The following is a 16,278-nucleotide window of genomic DNA, read 5'->3' on the forward strand; positions in this document are numbered from 1 at the left end:
GCTCACCCGTCGTATCTCTCGACCGTCTGCTCGATGGCGCCGAAGATCGAATGGCCGGTTTTGTCCTTCATTTCGATGCGCACCGTGTCGCCGAAACGCAGAAACGGCGTCTTCGGCTCGCCGCTCTCGATGGTCTCGATCATGCGCAGTTCGGCGATGCAGGAATAGCCGGCCCCGCCCGCCGCGACCGGCTCGCCCGGCCTGCCGTCCAGCTTGTTGGAGACGGTGCCCGAGCCGATGATGGTGCCGGCGGCGAGCGGCCGCGTTTTCGCGGCATGCGCGATCAGCGCCGGGAAATCGAAGGTCATGTCGATACCGGCATTGGCGCGGCCGAACGGTTTGCCGTTGAGATCGGCAAGCAGCGGCAGGCTGACCTTGCCGCCATCCCAGGCATCGCCCAGCTCGTCCGGCGTCGCCGCGACCGGCGAAAAGGCCGACGACGGTTTCGACTGGAAGAAGCCGAAGCCCTTGGCGAGCTCCGGCCCGGTGATGGCGCGCAACGTCACATCGTTGACCAGCATGACGAGGCGGATCGCATCTCTCGCCTGTTCGACCCCCGCACCCATCGGCACGTCGTCGACGATCACGGCGACTTCCGCTTCCATGTCGACGCCGAAGGCCTCGTTGGCTACGCGGATCGGATCGCGCGGCGGAATGAAGGAGTCTGAACCGCCCTGGTAGATCAGCGGATCGGTCCAGAAACTCGCCGGCATTTCGGCGCCGCGCGCCTTCCGCACCAGCTCGACGTGGTTCACATAGGCCGAGCCGTCGGCCCATTGATAGGCGCGCGGCAGCGGCGAATGGGCGTCGTGCTCGTGGAAGCGCGCTGAAGGCACCGCATTGTTCTCCAGCGATTCCGCCATGGCGGCAAGATGCGGAGCGATGCGCTGCCAATTGTCGAGCGCCGACTGCAGCGTCGGCACCAGGAAGGAGGCATCGGTGTAGCGCGTCAGGTCGCGCGAGACGACGACCAACTTCCCGTCGCGCGTCCCGTTCTTCAATGTGGCAAGTTTCATTCGATTCCCTCTCCTCGCGCAGCCTTCTTGCTGCTTAGCCCCACAACAAGGCCGTCGCGGGCAATCGTCAAGTCGCCGGTCCAAGTTTTCCTGACGGCGGCTGTCCAGTCGGCCTCGCCGATCGCTGGATCATCAGCGGGAATGAGATGGTTGAGCACCAGTCGGCCGACGCGGGCATCATGGGCGATGCGGCCTGCGTCCTCGGCTAAGCTATGGCTGGCGAACAGATGCTCGCGCAGCCGCGCGCCGTTGCCGGTCCTGGCGACCAGCCGTTCCACGCCGTCTTCCAGCATGGCTTCGTGGACGAGGATGTCGGCATCCCTGCCAAACTCGGCCAGCGGCGGAAAGAAGGCCGTGTCGGCGGAGAACACAACGCTCCTGGCGCCATGCTCGAAGCGCAGCGCAAAGCAGTCGGTCACCGGCGGATGGTCGACACGCAACGCCGTCACCGTCAGGCCGCGTTGATCCAAGACCGATCCCTCGCCAAATTCCTCGACAGAGACGAGATCGCGGATATCCGGCCGCCCTTCGTCGACGATGCGGATTTCGATGTCGAACTCCATCGCCTGGCAGAAAAGCTGCCAGCAGTGGTTGGTGCCGGGCGGGCCGTAAACGGTTACCGGCGTCGCCAGACCAGCGGTCCAGGCAGTGTGGATCAGCGGCCCGAGTTCCAGCACATGGTCGGAATGGAGATGCGTGATGAAGATGAGGTCGAGCTCCTTCAGGCTCATGCCGGCATCGACTAGGCCGCGCGCGACGCCAAGCCCGCAATCGACAACAATGGTTCGTCCACCAAGCTCCAGCAGTGAGGACGTCGGCCAAGCACCACCCGGCCGCAACGCCGGGCCGCCCTTGGAGCCCAGAAGCACCAGCCGATCCGCTTTTACGGCGCTCAAGACCAGTCGCCCTCGGGCGTGCCGTTGAAGCGTTTCTTCAGGTCGGCCCAGCAGTCGATGTAATTGTCCTGTCTGGTGTCGATCTCGGCGGCGTAGCGGGTCAGCATCTGAGGAAAACGCGTCTCGAACATGAAGGCCATGGTGTTGTCGAGCTTGACCGGTTTCAAGTCCGCGCGGGTGGCTTTCTCAAAACCTGTCGCATCCGGCCCATGCGCCAGCATCTGGTTGTGAAGGCTGATGCCGCCGGGGACAAAACCTTCCTCCTTGGCGTCGTACTGGCCGTGGATCAGGCCCATGAATTCGCTCATGATGTTGCGGTGGTACCATGGCGGCCGGAACGTATCCTCCGCCACCAGCCAGCGCGGCGGGAAGATGACGAAGTCAATGTTGGCGGTGCCTTCCTCGCCGCTCGGCGCCGTCAGCACGGTGAAGATCGACGGATCGGGATGGTCGAACAGGATGGCGCCGACCGGCGAAAAAGTCGCAAGATCATATTTATAGGGCGCGTAGTTGCCGTGCCAGGCGACAACGTCCAGCGGCGAGTGGCCAATCTCGGTGACATGGAAGGAGCCGCACCATTTGACGATCAGCCGGCACGGCGTCTCCTTCTCCTCGAACCAGGCGCAGGGCGTCTTGAAGTCGCGCGGATTGGCCAGGCAGTTGGCGCCGATCGGGCCACGGTCGGGCATGGTGAGCTTGGCGCCGTAATTCTCGCAGACATAGCCGCGCACTTCACTGTCGGCGAGCTCGACCTTGAAGACGAGGCCGCGCGGCAGCACCGTGATCTCGCCGGGCCGAAGCTCGATGACGCCCATCTCGGTGACGAGGCGCAGCGCCCCGACCTGCGGCACGACCAGCAATTCGCCGTCGGCATTGAAGAAATGGTCGTCGACCATGGAGCGGTTGGCGACATAGACATGCGCCGCCATGCCGCTTTGCCCCAATGCATCGCCGGCGGTGGTCATGGTGCGCATGCCGGAAATGAAGTCGGTCGGCTCGCTCGGCATCGGCACCGGGTTCCAGCGATACTGGCCGAGCGCCAGTTCGTGGTCGCCGAGATTGGGCGCGGTCTTCCACAGCGGATAGCTCGCCGCCTTGAAGCGGCCGGTATGCCGCACACTCGGTCGGATGCGGTAGAGCCAGGAGCGTTCGTTAGTGCCGCGCGGCGCGGTGAAGGGCGAGCCGGACAGCTGCTCGGCATAGAGGCCGTAGGCCGGCCGCTGCGGCGAATTGCGCCCCTGCGGCAGCGAGCCGGGCAGCGTCTCGGTCTCGAAATCGTTGCCGAAACCCGGCATGTAGGAAAGGGCCATCGGTTCCTCCCGGATTGACCAAACCAGTTTCATTTGTAACCATCGAAAATGTAACTATCAATCCGCAATGCCCGGATGTTTTAGCCATGGAACCGGAAATCCTCGAACTGGAAAGCTTCCTGCCCTATCGGCTCTATCGCCTCGCCGACAGCATCAGCCGCGAATTCTCCAAAATCTACAAGGATCGCCACGGCCTGACGCGGCCGGAATGGCGCACGCTTTCAGGCCTCGGCCAGCGCGGCTCGATGACGGCGACGGAGCTTGGCGAGCAATCGGCGATGCACAAGACCAAGGTGTCGCGCGCGGTGGCCGAGCTGGAGCGGCGGCGGTGGTTGATACGGACGCCGGACGAGAATGACCGCCGTGTGGAGCATCTGGCGCTGACCAAGGCCGGGCTTGCCGCCTATCGGGAGATGGTGCCGCTGGCGAAAGCGTTTGAAACGGAGTTGCTGGAGAGGCTGAGCGCGGAGGAGCGCGCGGCGGTTGCGAAAGGTGTGGCTGCGCTGGAGACCAGTCTGGTATCGGACCGGAAATAGACGTTGGCGCGAGGCCCCCCTCTCTGTCCTGCCGGACATCTCCCCCTCAAGGGGGGAGATCGGCAGCTTTGGCGACGGCGCTCATCTTGCAACGTCTGCGATTGGCGAAGGCCGGCGTGACGGCCAATCTCCCCCCTTGAGGGGGAGATGTCCGGCAGGACAGAGAGGGGGCGAAGGAACTCGACTTCTCCTCAGGGCCTACCAATCCATCACCACCTTGCCCGAACTGCCGCTCCGCATTGCATCGAACCCTGCCTGGAAATCGTCGATCCCAATCCGATGTGTGATCAGCCCCGAAACATCCAGCGGCCCCTGCACCAAAGCGATCATCTTGTACCAGGTCTCGAACATCTCGCGGCCGTAAATGCCCTTGAGATGCAGCATCTTGAAGATGACCTTGTTCCAGTCGATCTCGAAGCCGGTGGGCGCGATGCCGAGGATGGCAATCTTGCCGCCATTGTTCATGGTGTCGATCATGTCGCGGAAGGCGGGTGCTGCGCCCGACATTTCCAGCCCGACGTCGAAGCCCTCTGTCATGCCGAGCGCCGGCATGACATCGCGCAGCTTTTCCTTCGAGGCGTCGACGACGTGCTGGACACCGAGCTTCCTGGCCAGTTCCAGCCTGACCGGGTTGATGTCCGTGATGACGACCTTTCTTGCGCCGACGCACTGCGCCACCAGCGCGCCCATGATGCCGATCGGGCCGGCGCCGGTGACCAGAACGTCCTCGCCGACCAGATCGAAGGATAATGCCGTGTGGACGGCATTGCCCAGAGGATCGAAGATGGCGGCGATCTCGTCCGGCACGTCGTCGGGGATCGGCACGACATTATGCTGCGGGATCGCCAGATACTCGCCGAAGGCGCCGGGACGGTTGACGCCGACGCCGAGCGTGTTGCGGCAGAGATGCCCCCTGCCCGCGCGGCAGTTGCGGCAATGGCCGCAGACGATGTGGCCTTCGCCCGAGACCCGCTGGCCGACCTTGTATTCGGTGACCGCGGCGCCGAAATCGGCGACCGTGCCGACGAATTCGTGCCCTGTCACCATCGGTACCGGCACTGTCTTCTGCGCCCACTGGTCCCAATTGTAGATGTGGACGTCGGTGCCGCAGATCGCGGTCTTCCTGACCTTGATCAGCACGTCGTTGGGGCCGATTTCCGGCACCGGCACCTCTTCCATCCAGATGCCAGGCTCGGCCTTGGCCTTCACCAGCGCCTTCATCATGTTGGACATTGGACGCTCTCCAAAAAATCTTCTCTATCTTGACGGATCGGAAGCATCAGCCCGTCGCCTCCAGAATGGTCTTCAGCCGCAGCAGATCCCGATCTGTCGAGCGCCGAACGGCCAAGGCCATGAACGGGGCCATCAGACGGGAAAAGCCGGTCGGCGTCCCGCGGTTTCGGAGCGTCATATGGGTGCGGCCTTCGCCGGCGTCCCGCCACGCATAGCCCGTTTCCATGGGAAACGGCCCTTCAGCGGTTCGCATCACGAGTTTCTCGCCAGGCACCAACTCCACGATCTCGTAGGTGTAAACAAGCCGCCTTCCGAGAAACCGCGCCACGAACCCAATTCTCGATCCCACCCTGGCCGGTCGAGGCGTCTTCCACTCCACCGAATCGATGTTGACGTACCAGCGCGGGACATTGTCCGGATCGGCGGAAAAGCCGGCGACCACCGCACGCGGCCTGGCGATCTCGATCTCGCTCGTCACATCGATCGCCATGATAGACTTCCATTCTCCCCCTCAGGGTCAAGCGATGACACCCAATTCCTTTCCCACGTCCCCAAACGCCGCCACGGCGCGGTCGATATCGGCGCTGGAATGCGCCGCCGACATCTGCGTACGGATGCGCGCCTGGCCCTTCGGCACCACCGGGAAGGAGAAGCCGATGACATAGATGCCCCGTTTCAGCATGCGCGCCGCCATCTCCTGCGCGAGTGCTGCGTCGCCCAGCATCACCGGGATGATCGGGTGATCCGCCCCGGCAAGCGTAAAGCCGAGCTTGCCCATCTCGGACCGGAAGCGTTGCGCATTGGCATATAGGCGCTCGCGCAGCGCACCGCCATGGCGGATCAGTTCGAAGACTTTCAGCGAACCGCCGGCGATCGCCGGCATCAGCGTGTTGGAGAAGAGATAGGGCCGCGAGCGCTGGCGCAGCCAGTCGACCACCTGTTTCTTGCCGGACGTGTAGCCGCCTGAAGCGCCGCCGAGCGCCTTGCCGAGCGTGCCGGTGATGATGTCCACCCTGCCCTCGACGCCGCAATGCTCGGGCGAACCGCGGCCGTTCCTGCCGACGAAGCCCACCGCATGGCTGTCGTCGACCATGACCATGGCATCGTATTTCTGGGCGAGGTCGCAGACCCCCTCAAGATTGGCGATGATGCCGTCCATCGAGAAAACGCCGTCGGTGGCGATCAGCCGGAAGCGGCAGTCCTTCGCTTCCTTCAGCCGGGCTTCCAGATCGGCCATGTCGTTGTTGGCGTAGCGGAAGCGCCTGGCCTTCGACAGCCGCACACCGTCAATGATCGAGGCATGGTTCAGCGCATCCGAGATGACGGCGTCCTCCTCGCCGAGCAATGTCTCGAACAGGCCGCCATTGGCGTCGAAGCAGGAGCCGTAGAGGATGGTGTCGTCCATGCCGAGGAAGGACGAGATCGTGGCCTCGAGCTGTTTGTGCTCTTCCTGCGTGCCGCAGATGAAACGCACCGAGGCCATGCCATAGCCGTAGCGGTCGAGCGCCTGTTTCGCCGCCTCGCGCAAATCGGGGCTGTCGGCGAGGCCGAGATAATTGTTGGCGCAGAAATTCAGCACCTTCTGGCCGCCGACCTCGATCTCGGCCGACTGCATGGAACTGATGACCCGTTCGGACTTGTAGAGTCCGGCCGATTTCAGGCCGGCAAGCTCGTTGTCGACGTGGGAAAGAAATGCTGCGCTCATGGTCCGGCCCTGTTCGGTTCGAGACCGGACTGTCGCGCCGCGGTCAAGAAAAATCCATCGCAAAAACGACGGCTTCGGTGGCGTTGCGAAAGCCTGATGGCAATCGATCACGACAGCCGGATGACGATGCGCTCAAAAGCAAGCCAGGCACGAAACGACATGATAACCATCTTAAGAGCTTTGTAGCTCTACCTAGGTCGGCTCCGCGCCTGCTTGCCAAGCTGTTAACCATTTCAAGGCAAGCGTTTACCCGCCACGCATCCATGGCAGGAATCCGCCGGGCCGGAGGGGTCATCCAGTTATGTCGCAGCAGCCAGTGCACAGTGTTTCGCGCAAGCTGACTCTGCTGATCAAGAGCGGCTACTGGCTGGCGCTGACGATCATCGCTGCCATGGTGATAGCCTCATTCATCCTTTTGCAGCAGCTGATGGCCCAACAGCAGCGCAACGACGCGCTGCTCGACATCGTCTCGACGCAGAAGGCGCTGTCGCAGCGTATCGTCTTCCTGGCCAGCGCCACCGGTGCGGCCTCGCGCGACAAGCAACCAGCGCTGGTCACCGCGCTCAAGCAGGCAACGGGCGAGTTCGAGACCAATTATGACAGGCTGCTCGAGCAGACGGGCGCCGATCCGCTGTCGCCGGCGCGCAACGACCCGAAATCGATCGAATACGTACTGTTCAACAAGCCGTTCCACCTCGACTATTTCTCGGTCGGCCTCGTCGACAATGGCGAAAGGCTGGTCTCGTCCTTCGAATCCTCGCTCGGCATGCAAAGCGACGGCTACAAGGGCGGCGGCGAGCGCGTCGGTCTCGACGCCTCCGTCGCCAATGCCACCATGTCCGGCTATGCCGCGCTCGGGCAGCGCATCAGCGCCTACGCCGACGAGCGGTCGAGCAAGGTGCTCGATCTGCACCGAACGCTGTTCTACGCCACCATCGGCGTCATCATTCTGGTGGCGCTGTTCATCTTCCGGCCGATGTCCAACGCCATCCTGCGCAAGACGCATGAACTGGTCGACGCCCGCAATTCGATGGCCTTCATCGCCGTGCATGACGGCCTGACCGGCCTGCACAATCGCACGTTCCTCACCGATCATTTCGATACGCTGATCAAGGGCGCGCAGCGTCGCCGCGAGCGGCTGGCGGTGATCCAGCTCGATCTCGACCGCTTCAAGCAGATCAACGACACGCTGGGGCATGCCGCCGGCGACTATGTGCTGGTGGTCACCGCGCAGCGGATGCGCGATTCCTGCCGCGCATCCGACCTCTGCGCCCGGCTCGGCGGCGACGAGTTCGTCATGATACTCAACGGCGCCGGCAGCACCGAGGATATTCATGCGCTGGCCAAGCGCATCATGTACCAGGTCAACGAGCCGATCGCTTTCCAGGGCACGACCATCATGCCCGGCGCCAGCGCCGGCATCGCCGTCTACCCGGTCGACGCCGACAACGCGCAGGATCTTCTCGTCCATGCCGATCTGGCGCTCTACTCCGCCAAGAAGATGGGCGGCGGCAGCTTCTCCTTCTTCTCCGAGGAACTGCGGCGCGAACTCGACTACCGCAAGCAGCTCGAGCAGGACATTCGCACCGCAATTGCCGAAAAGGCCTTCGACGTTTACTTCCAGCCGCAGGTGTCGCTCACCAGCGGCAAGATCAGCGGCATCGAGGCGCTGGTGCGCTGGAAGCATGCCGGGCGCGGCATGATCTCGCCCGGCGAATTCATCCCGGTCGCCGAGAAATGCGGCTTCATGCCGGATATCGGCCGCATCGTCATCGCCAAGGCGATCAACGAAGCAGCCGAATGGAACCGCGCCGGCATCGAGTTCGGGCGCCTCGCCGTCAACGTCTCGGGCACCGAACTGCGCGAGCCGGATTTCGACAAATTCCTGTTCTTGACGCTGGAGCGGGCGGGGCTGGCACCGCAGAAGCTGGCGCTGGAAATCGTCGAATCCGTCATCCTCGACGACGAGAAGACCGGCATCGCCGCCAAGCTCAGGCACATCCGCGCCGCCGGCGTTCATCTCGAACTCGACGATTTCGGCACCGGCTACGCCTCGCTCAGCCACGTCAATCCGAATGAGATCGACCGGCTGAAGATCGACCGGCGCTTCGTCCAGAACATCAACGAGAACGGCGACAACACCAAGATCGTGCGCGCCATCACCGAGCTCGCTCGTGGCCTCGGCATTTCGATCGTCGCCGAGGGTGCTGAGACCGAAGCCGAGCTCGATTCGCTGATGGCGATCGGCTGCGACCAGGTGCAGGGCTATTCCATCGCCTTCCCGATGCCGCAGGACAAAGCGCGCGAATGGCTGCTGGCGCGCAGCCCGAAAAGGGCGAAGCTGAAGGTGCTGCAGGGTAATTTGGCGTAGCGTATCGTCAGCAAACTTGATGCGCCCGTGCGGGCGCCTTCGATGGCAGGATAACGGCGCTGATCGCGGCGCTCAGACTGCGTCACTACGCCTTCGGCACCCTTCCGGGCTATGACTGAGGCGGTTGCTCAACCGGCAGAGCCGGCAATACCTTCAGCGGATTGAGCATGGGCACGCCTAGAGGCGCAAAGTGGCGCTCGTTGTCCGTCAGTATTATCAAACCGTGGACTTCAGCCGTTGCAGCAATCGCTATATCCTCAAAGCCCGGCCGATGCGCCCTGGCTCGATCGAGAATTGAGCCGGCTGCGTGCGCGGCACGCAGATCAAATGGTAGTATCCTTTCGTTGTAAAGATACTCAATTGCCTGCCACCATTGGCGCAGCAGAGCCGTTTTGCTGGTTGCGCCCTCGCGCTCGGCCTTCGCTATTCCAGAGGTGATTTCGGATGCGGTGACCACCGATAGGAACAGATGGTTGCTGGCATTATCCAGCCAATCCACCAAGGCTCGCCGGTCATTTTTTTTGGACGGCGCCATCGCCGAGATGATATTTGTGTCCAGCAAGAACATCGGAAGCAATGACCGTACTACAGGTCAACCTTGCGTACAGGTTTGCGCGAACGAGGTGGAATGTCATCCTCAGTCCCAGGGAACGCTGCCAGCAATCGCCCGAAGCTCGGCACCCGAGATAGCCTCTCATAGTCCTCGAAAGACAGGATCACAGCTTGCTTGCGACCGTGCCGCGTGATGACGGCTGGTTCTCCGGCGACCGCTTGGTCGACCACCGCTGAAAGCGTGGCTTTGGCATCCTTCAATTGAATCTCTCGCATAGCCGAACTCTACAATATGACTAGAGTGGTCATATAGCATTGCCGGTCCGCGGAAGCAATAGCATCTTTTAGAGGCTGCCAACATTCGCGCGAAGCGCCGCCAAGACCTTGGCAAATTCCGCCAGCCGGTCGTCTGGCAAGCCCGCCCGCAGGCGCTTGTCGAAGGCCAGCGCTGCCATCCGCAATTTCTCGAACAGCGCTTCGCCGGCCTCGGTCAGCGCCACCTGATGGACCCTGCGGTTTTCCGGGTCACGGCGGCGCGTCAGCAACCCTTGCGCCTCCATCGCATTGAGATGATGGGTCAGCGTCGCGCCCTGGATGCCGATCATGCCGGCAAGCTCGCGCTGGTTGGCGAGTTCCTTCGACTTGACCGAGAGCAAGGTCAGCCAGACCGGCAGCGTTCCACCGGCCTCGACCATCGCAGCGTCAAAGGCCTGCGCCACGATCTTGGAGGTGCGGGCGAGATTCATGCCGACAGGCGGGCGCTCGAACGGCGTCATGGCCGCGACACTAGAGCAAGCAAATGAATGGCGAAACTCCGCATCATGGATTGACTTCTAACCGTTAGATATCTAATTTTGACTAAATGATGGCGTTGCCCGTTTCGTTTCAATCCCGGGCGACACACGCTGGCGGCGGGCGAAAAAGAGGAATGCAGTGATGCAATATGTCTACATCATCGTCATCGGCCTGCATGTCATGGCCGGCGTCTTCTGGGCCGGCACGACAATCGCGGTTGCGCGAGACCCCGACATTCGGGCGGAACGGTTCTTCCGGCCGCAAATGGGCGCGGCCGGTCTGGCTTTTCTGACCGGCTTGCTGCTGTGGTATTTTTTCCATGAGGGTGCCTTCGGCTCGATGGAAAAGGTGCTGGCACTCGGCATCGTAACGGCACTGATCGCCGCCGGCGTGCAGGGTGCGCTTGTCGGCTCCGCCAGCAGGCAGCTCGCCGGCGCCGACGCGGGGACGCAAACCCAGCTGCGCGCAAAAATGACCAGAGGCGAACGCATCGCCGGCGGGCTGCTGGTCATCACCGTGTTTTGCATGGCGACCGCCAAGCTGTTTTGACATCGCACGGCCGGCGAAACCGACCGGGCGCGGCGCGCAACGGACCAAAGCGGCAGGTGGCTCTCCTTGCGGAGGTCGGTTGCGCGCCACAATAGACCTACTCCATCCCGACCAAAATCGGCATGGAACAGCCTCTATCCTTTTTGAGCAGGATCTTTTCCGAAAACCGGTTTCCACTTTTCGGGACTATGTTCCATGCGTCAGATGCGTATTCCGAACCGGATGCCGTCATAGATGGCGGCGTGGATGTTGCGGGAGGCGACCGCATCGCCGATGCGGAAGACCACGAAGCCGCCTTGCGGATTGCGCGATGGAAATATATCGCCGCCGCTCACGAGCCGCTCGTAGTCGACCGCGCCGGCATTTTTCGACAGCTGCTTCAGCGACAGGTAGAGTTCGTCGAGCGGAGCGGTGCCATGCTCGACCACCACCTGGTCGACGCGCCGTTCGCCGCGCCAGCCATCGGCGAAATCGGACGCCAACTCGGCGATGAGCTGGTTGCCCTCGCGGCGCACCGAACGCAGGCGGGTGTTGATGGTGATGGTGACGCCCTTTTCGTGGAAGGCGCGCATGTAGGGCACGTGGTTCATGCCGCCCATTTCCGGCGCGAAGAAGCGTTCCGGCGAGACTAATTCGAGTTTCGAACCGCTGTTGGCGATCAACTCGGCCGCGCCCATGCCCTGATGGCCGCCATTGTCGTCGTAAAGCAGCACGTTCTCGGCCGGCTTGACGCTGCCCGCCATGATGTCCCAGCTCGAGGTAACGAGGTTGTCGCCCGCCGCCAGCGGCGGGTTTTGCGGCAAGCCGCCGGTAGCGATAACCACCACGTCCGGCGACAGCGCCAGCACGTCGTCCTTCTCGGCCCATGTGTCGTAACGGATCTCGACGCCCAGCCTGTCGAGCTCCGCCAGCCGCCAATCTATGATGCCGATCAACTCCTTGCGGCGCGGGTTCTGCGTCGCCAGCCGCACCTGCCCGCCAGCCTGGCTCGACGCTTCCAGCACCGTCACCTGATGGCCGCGCTCGGCGGCGACACGGGCCGCTTCAAGGCCGCCGGCGCCTGCGCCCACAACCACGACTTTCTTCCTCGGCCCTTCGCTTTTCGCGATGATATGCGGAATGGTCGCCTCGCGCCCCGTCGCGGCGTTATGGACGCACAGCGCCTCGCCGCCTTCATAGATGCGGTCGAGGCAATAAGTGGCGCCGACGCAAGGCCGGATCTCGTGCTCGCGGCCTTCCATTACCTTCCGGATGATATACGGGTCGGCGATGTGGGCGCGCGTCATGCCGACCATGTCGAGCTTGCCGGCGGCGATGGCGTGGCGTGCCGTGGCGACGTCGGAAATGCGCGCCGCATGGAAAGTCGGGAATTTGGTCGCCGCCCTCACCTCGCCGGCGAAATCGAGATGCGGCGAGGAGCGCATGCCGGTCACCGGAATGACCCTGGTCAGCGCCGCGTCGGTTTCGATCGAGCCGCGGATGATGTTGAGGAAATCGACCTTGCCGGAGGCGGCGAGCCGCCTGGCGATCTCGATGCCTTCGTCCTTCGACAGCCCCTTTTCGAGATCCTCGTCGGCGACCATGCGGATGCCGACGACAAAGTTTTCGCCGACGGCCGCACGCACGGCATCGAGCACCATGTTGGTGAAGCGCAGCCGGTTGTCGAGCGAGCCGCCGTATTCGTCGTCGCGATGGTTGGTGGCCGGCGACCAGAAACCGTCCATCAGATGACCGTAGGACTCGAACTCGATGCCGTCGAGGCCGGCCGCCTGGCAGCGCTGGGCGGCGGAAGCATAGTCGGCGACGATGCGCTCGATATCCCAGTCCTCGATAGTTTTTGGAAAGGAGCGATGCGCCGGCTCGCGCACGGGCGAGGCCGACAGCACCGGCAGCCAGTCGGCCTTGTTCCAACCGGTGCGGCGGCCGAGATGGGTGATCTGGATCATCACCTTGCAGTCATGCTCGTGGCAGGCATCGGCCAGTTCGGCGAGCCAGGGCACGATGCGGTCGTCATAGACATGCAGATTGCCGAAGGCGGCCGGGCTGTCGCGCGAGACGATCGCCGAGCCCGCCGTCATGGTCAGCGCCATGCCGCCCTTGGCCTTCTCGGCATGGTAGAGTCGGTAGCGCTCCTTCGGCATGCCGTCCTCCGAATAGGCCGGCTCATGGCTGGTCGACATCACCCGGTTCTTCAGCGTCAGGTGCTTGAGCTGATAGGGTTGGAGAAGCGGGTCGTTGCTGGTCATCATCTTCCTGCCGTTTCAAATTGTGCTAATGAGCCGCAAAAAACAAAGAAGGCTTTGCTCATGACCGATACTAAAAACCTCACCCAGCTCGGCGGGCACGTCGAGACGCCTCGAAGCCCTGAACAGGCGGTCCTGGAGACCGTGCCGTTTTCGCGCGGCGACGGGCCGCCGGCGATCGTGCGCTTCACCTGTCCGGAATTCACCTCGCTCTGCCCGGTCACCGGCCAGCCCGACTTCGCCCACATCGTCATCGACTACGCGCCGGATGCGATGCTGGTGGAATCGAAGTCGCTGAAGCTGTTCATGACCTCGTTTCGCAATCACGGCGCCTTCCACGAGGAGTGCACGGTGATGATCGGCCGCCGCATCGTCGAAGCGACCAAGCCGCTGTGGCTGCGCGTCGGCGGCTATTGGTTCCCGCGCGGCGGCATCCCGATCGACGTTTTCTGGCAGACCGGCGCGCCGCCCAAAGACGTCTGGCTGCCCGATACCGGCGTTGCGCCCTATCGCGGACGGGGCTGAAATTTGTTGCGAAGGGCTGGCGGGACAGCGCCCCCCTCTGTCCTGCCGGACATCTCCCCCACAAGGGGGGAGATTGGCAGCTTCGGCGCCCCGCTTATCCTGCAACGTAGGAGATCGGCGAAGGCCGGCGTGACATCTGATCTCCCCCCAAGTGGGGGAGATGGCCGGCAGGCCAGAGGGGGGCGCGAAGGATTGCCAGCCCTGATCTTCAATCACTGCCATCATTCGCATTGATACTGGCTGAGCGCCCATTCGCCGGTCACCGACAAAAGATCCGAAATCTTCCAGTCGCCGCCGACCTTCTTCAGCTTCCATTCCAGCCGGTGCGCATTGCCTTCGACGACGAAGGCGACGACGACCTTGGCCTCGTCGCCATTGACCGCCTCGATGGTCTTGAAACTCCTGTCGATTGCGAGCTTGTCGTAATCGGCATTGTCGAGCGCCATGTTGGGGTCGAGGCATTCGCCCTGCCCCGAGGCCCGCAGCGCATCGCTCTTGTCGAGCACGGTCTTGGCCGGATCGATGAAGTTCTTGCGCTGGGCCGGGTCGAGTTCCAGTCCAAGATGCTCGTAGAACGGTTTTACCACTGCAGTCGGCGATCCCGGCAGGATGAGCGCAGGCGCCGCCGCTTCAGGCGCCGGACTTTGCGGCGCCGGCGCGGCGGGCGGCGGCGAGGTATCTGCCGGCGCGTTGCCGCCGGCCGGCACATTCGACGGCGGCGCGCCGAACAGGCCTTGCGCCAGAGCGCTGCCGCTTAGCCCCACGGCGAGCATCGAAATCGTCGATAGCGTGAGCACAAGACGGCGAGCCACGGCATCACTCCGGAGCCTTGTCGGGCAAGCATTCCAGCGCGCTCAGCGTCCAGTTGCTGGTCTTCGAGCTGATGTCGGCGATCTTCCACTTGCCGTCGACCTTCTTCAGCAACCAGAGCATTTCGCGTTTGGCATCATCGCCTTCCGGAAAAAGACTGAACGTCGCCGTCACTTCGGCCATATCGCCATTGACGGTTTCGGCGAGCCTCAGCGTCTTCGACAGGGTCTTCTGGTCGAAATCCTGGGCATCGAGGCCTGGGTCAAAGTCGAGGCAGGCGACCTCGTCCGGATTGTTCTTCGAGGCCTTGTCGTTGAGATCGAACAGCCTGGTGACCGGGTCGGTAAAGCGGTCGCGATATTTGGCGTCAGCCTCGAATTTCACCTCAGGCACATAGAAGAATTTTACCGCGTTGGAAGCCGGCCCCGCCAGTGCTGCGGCAGGCAAGCCAATCGAAAGGACAGCGGCAAGCACTATCGGTTTCATGCAGGATCTCCGGACGTTCGGCATCGAGGTGGCAAGATCAACACCACGCATCATGCATATCGGCTTTTTTGCGGCTCATGAAGATTTCGGGCATATTGTCCATACGATCCTCAGCCTCCGAAAACAGCGACCGGCGCTTTGAGTTGTGAGCGCTCGGGCTTGACGCCGAGCCCTGGCACTTGCGGGACGCGTATATGGCCGCTTTCGATAACGATGGGGTTTACGGGGTCGGTATGGCCTTCGATGTATTCCTGCGCGATCCAGGCGCCCTCGAAACGTCTAGGCTCGACAGTGGCGGCGAGGTGCACGCAGGCCGCGGCGATGACGTCCCCGCCCCAGGCATCGTCGCAACTGTGCGGAAGCGATCGTATCGCGCAAAGATCGCGGACCGTGACCATCCTGGTGAGGCCGCCAAGGCGGGTCACCTTCAATCCGAATCCGTCCGCGATACTGGAAGAAATCGCTCGCAGCACGGCATTCAAATCCTCCGTGTTCTCATCGAGATAGATCGGATGGGTAACGCGTCCCTTGAGGCTCGCGACTTCCTCCATGGTGTTGCAGGGCTGTTCGAAGACGAACGGGATTGCCTGGCACAGCCGGTCGATGTGCAGCGCCGCGGCAGCGGTCAGGCCTCGATTGGCGTCGACGGCTATGCGGGCCTTGAAACCAATCGCTTCCGACACTTTGTGCACGGTGGCGACGTCCTGCTCGAGATCCCGTCCGCCGATCTTGATCTGAAGCCGTGGATATCCAACCTTGACCTTGTCGAGGGCAATGCGCGCGGTCTCGTCGGGGGCACCGACAATCGTCGAATAGTAAGACGGCACACGGTCGGTGAGCGCACCGCCAAGAAGCGTCGAAACCGGAACGCCGAGCCGCTGGCCGGCGAGGTCGAGGAGCGCTATGTCCAATGCCGCCTTGGCATAGTTGTGGCCGTTCAGCCGCTCGTCCATTTTTTTGGCGAGGCGGCGCATGGACCCTGTGTCCTCGCCGACGAGTCCAGGTGCCATCTCGGCAATTGCGGCTCTGGCGCCAAGAGCATGTTGGGGCTGATAGACAGGGCCGATCGGGCAAGTCTCGCCCCAGCCCGACAGTCCGTCCTCGGTGGTCACTTCAACAAGCGTTGAGTCCAGATCCTGCACGGTATCGCTGGCCATCCGGTAGGCCCCGCCTTTGACGGGCAGAAGCAGCTGATAGACCTTGATTGTTTCGATACGCATTCAGCAATCAGCCCCGTTCATGTCCTGCCTG

General features: G+C 62.8%; 17 protein-coding genes. 4 read left to right on the forward strand and 13 right to left on the reverse strand.

What is annotated here, in order from left to right:
- Positions 1-2 precede the first annotated feature (2 nt).
- Genes FJ974_RS19805 through hmgA form a run of 3 tightly spaced genes read right to left on the reverse strand, consistent with a single transcriptional unit; the run spans position 3 to position 3,222 of the window.
- Positions 3-1,016 carry a fumarylacetoacetate hydrolase family protein gene (locus FJ974_RS19805; protein WP_140537844.1) on the reverse strand — a complete coding sequence of 338 codons (1,014 nt, stop codon included), beginning with the start codon at positions 1,014-1,016 and terminating at the stop codon, positions 3-5.
- Positions 1,013-1,912 (reverse strand): MBL fold metallo-hydrolase, encoded by a 900-nt coding sequence (locus FJ974_RS19810; protein WP_140537842.1) that lies wholly within the window; start codon positions 1,910-1,912, stop codon positions 1,013-1,015. The genes FJ974_RS19805 and FJ974_RS19810 overlap by 4 nt, the downstream gene beginning before the upstream one ends.
- Positions 1,909-3,222: a homogentisate 1,2-dioxygenase gene (hmgA, locus tag FJ974_RS19815; protein ID WP_140537840.1), complete on the reverse strand. Its 1,314-nt coding sequence runs from the start codon at positions 3,220-3,222 to the stop codon at positions 1,909-1,911. The genes FJ974_RS19810 and hmgA overlap by 4 nt, the downstream gene beginning before the upstream one ends.
- An 86-nt stretch (positions 3,223-3,308) precedes the next feature.
- Here hmgA and FJ974_RS19820 point away from each other — a divergent pair, with 86 nt between their 5' ends.
- Positions 3,309-3,758: a MarR family winged helix-turn-helix transcriptional regulator gene (locus tag FJ974_RS19820; RefSeq protein WP_140537839.1), complete on the forward strand. Its 450-nt coding sequence runs from the start codon at positions 3,309-3,311 to the stop codon at positions 3,756-3,758.
- A 198-nt stretch (positions 3,759-3,956) separates the two neighbouring features.
- Here the strand turns inward: FJ974_RS19820 and tdh are convergent, their stop codons facing one another.
- The 3 genes from tdh to FJ974_RS19835 are packed head-to-tail and all read right to left on the reverse strand — an operon-like array spanning position 3,957 to position 6,696.
- On the reverse strand, positions 3,957-4,991 hold the full coding sequence (gene tdh, locus FJ974_RS19825) for an L-threonine 3-dehydrogenase (protein WP_140537837.1): 1,035 nt from the start codon (positions 4,989-4,991) through the stop codon (positions 3,957-3,959).
- Positions 4,992-5,037: 46 nt separating this feature from the next.
- Positions 5,038-5,481, reverse strand: coding sequence for an SRPBCC family protein (locus FJ974_RS19830; protein ID WP_140537836.1), 444 nt, complete (start codon positions 5,479-5,481; stop codon positions 5,038-5,040).
- 27 nt (positions 5,482-5,508) lie between these two features.
- Positions 5,509-6,696, reverse strand: coding sequence for a glycine C-acetyltransferase (locus tag FJ974_RS19835; protein WP_140537834.1), 1,188 nt, complete (start codon positions 6,694-6,696; stop codon positions 5,509-5,511).
- A gap of 301 nt (positions 6,697-6,997) precedes the next feature.
- Between FJ974_RS19835 and FJ974_RS19840 the strand changes: the two genes are divergently transcribed.
- The gene (locus tag FJ974_RS19840; protein ID WP_140537833.1) at positions 6,998-9,067 is read left to right on the forward strand and encodes a putative bifunctional diguanylate cyclase/phosphodiesterase; all 2,070 of its coding nucleotides are present in this window, start codon (positions 6,998-7,000) and stop codon (positions 9,065-9,067) included.
- A 109-nt stretch (positions 9,068-9,176) separates the two neighbouring features.
- Here FJ974_RS19840 and FJ974_RS19845 read toward each other — a convergent pair whose 3' ends face one another.
- From FJ974_RS19845 to FJ974_RS19855, 3 genes are all read right to left on the reverse strand, one after another.
- The gene (locus FJ974_RS19845) at positions 9,177-9,635 is read right to left on the reverse strand and encodes a type II toxin-antitoxin system VapC family toxin (RefSeq protein ID WP_140537831.1); all 459 of its coding nucleotides are present in this window, start codon (positions 9,633-9,635) and stop codon (positions 9,177-9,179) included.
- A 17-nt stretch (positions 9,636-9,652) separates the two neighbouring features.
- Entirely contained in the window at positions 9,653-9,895 is a 243-nt protein-coding gene (locus tag FJ974_RS19850) for a type II toxin-antitoxin system Phd/YefM family antitoxin (RefSeq protein WP_140537830.1), read from the reverse strand.
- Between the two features lie 68 nt (positions 9,896-9,963).
- Positions 9,964-10,395, reverse strand: coding sequence for a MarR family winged helix-turn-helix transcriptional regulator (locus FJ974_RS19855; protein WP_140537828.1), 432 nt, complete (start codon positions 10,393-10,395; stop codon positions 9,964-9,966).
- A 160-nt stretch (positions 10,396-10,555) separates the two neighbouring features.
- On the opposite strand from FJ974_RS19855, the gene FJ974_RS19860 reads away from it, so the two are divergent.
- A complete protein-coding gene (locus FJ974_RS19860; RefSeq protein ID WP_140537827.1) occupies positions 10,556-10,963 on the forward strand; it encodes a hypothetical protein in 408 nt (135 codons plus the stop codon).
- A gap of 200 nt (positions 10,964-11,163) precedes the next feature.
- Here the strand turns inward: FJ974_RS19860 and FJ974_RS19865 are convergent, their stop codons facing one another.
- Positions 11,164-13,209 carry an FAD-dependent oxidoreductase gene (locus FJ974_RS19865; RefSeq protein WP_140537825.1) on the reverse strand — a complete coding sequence of 682 codons (2,046 nt, stop codon included), beginning with the start codon at positions 13,207-13,209 and terminating at the stop codon, positions 11,164-11,166.
- A gap of 60 nt (positions 13,210-13,269) precedes the next feature.
- Here FJ974_RS19865 and queF point away from each other — a divergent pair, with 60 nt between their 5' ends.
- Positions 13,270-13,731 (forward strand): preQ(1) synthase, encoded by a 462-nt coding sequence (gene queF, locus FJ974_RS19870; protein WP_140537824.1) that lies wholly within the window; start codon positions 13,270-13,272, stop codon positions 13,729-13,731.
- A 221-nt stretch (positions 13,732-13,952) separates the two neighbouring features.
- Here the strand turns inward: queF and FJ974_RS19875 are convergent, their stop codons facing one another.
- From FJ974_RS19875 to FJ974_RS19885, 3 genes are all read right to left on the reverse strand, one after another.
- Positions 13,953-14,543 carry a hypothetical protein gene (locus tag FJ974_RS19875; protein WP_140537822.1) on the reverse strand — a complete coding sequence of 197 codons (591 nt, stop codon included), beginning with the start codon at positions 14,541-14,543 and terminating at the stop codon, positions 13,953-13,955.
- Between the two features lie 4 nt (positions 14,544-14,547).
- Positions 14,548-15,027, reverse strand: coding sequence for a DUF3828 domain-containing protein (locus FJ974_RS19880; protein WP_140537821.1), 480 nt, complete (start codon positions 15,025-15,027; stop codon positions 14,548-14,550).
- 110 nt (positions 15,028-15,137) lie between these two features.
- The gene (locus tag FJ974_RS19885; protein WP_140537819.1) at positions 15,138-16,247 is read right to left on the reverse strand and encodes a mandelate racemase/muconate lactonizing enzyme family protein; all 1,110 of its coding nucleotides are present in this window, start codon (positions 16,245-16,247) and stop codon (positions 15,138-15,140) included.
- Positions 16,248-16,278: the final 31 nt, after the last annotated feature.

Source organism: Mesorhizobium sp. B1-1-8 (genome assembly GCF_006442795.2).
Classification (GTDB): domain Bacteria; phylum Pseudomonadota; class Alphaproteobacteria; order Rhizobiales; family Rhizobiaceae; genus Mesorhizobium.